1 protein-coding gene is annotated in these 743 nt (G+C 45.8%); it reads right to left on the reverse strand.

Translation table 11 applies throughout. From position 1 onward, the window contains the following. Positions 1-743, reverse strand: a 743-nt coding sequence (locus F6K27_RS22930) for a hypothetical protein (RefSeq protein ID WP_287284555.1), incomplete at both ends; no start/stop codon positions are given.

The following is a 743-nucleotide window of genomic DNA, read 5'->3' on the forward strand; positions in this document are numbered from 1 at the left end:
GACAGAGTATCAAGAGTGACGTTACCAGTATTGGTGACTTTAAACTCGTAGTTAATCACATCCCCAGGATTAGCCACACCATTTTCACCCAGGTCTAAGGTACCAGTCTTGACCAGCTCAATATCAGGATTGGGATTAAAGTAACCATCATTACCTGCATCCACATCTGTACCCGCAACCGCAGTTACTGTGGTGGGGTCATCCCCTTCTGTTTGAGTGAAACCTGTAGGATATTGTGGGTCATTCTCATCCACATCTGCTGTAGTTTCTCCCGGTGCTACAGTCGCACTCCAATCACCGTCGCTGTTAGTTGTGACTGTTTGAGTATCGCCGTTGCTATCAGTAACAACTACATCTACGTTTTCTAAATCAGGTTCACCTTCATCTTGCACACCATCTCCATCTGTATCTAAATACAGATGACCGCTGACTGTACCTGGATTAAAGTAACCATCATTACCTGCATCCACATCTGTACCCGCAACCGCAGTTACTGTGGTGGGGTCATCCCCTTCTGTTTGAGTGAAACCTGTAGGATATTGTGGGTCATTCTCATCCACATCTGCTGTAGTTTCTCCCGGTGCTACAGTCGCACTCCAATCACCGTCGCTGTTAGTTGTGACTGTTTGAGTATCGCCGTTGCTATCAGTAACAACTACATCTACGTTTTCTAAATCAGGTTCACCTTCATCTTGCACACCATCTCCATCTGTATCTAAATACAGATGACCGCTGACTGTACC

Origin of the sequence: Okeania sp. SIO2F5, assembly GCF_010692685.1 — a bacterium.
Lineage (GTDB): Bacteria > Cyanobacteriota > Cyanobacteriia > Cyanobacteriales > Microcoleaceae > Okeania > Okeania hirsuta.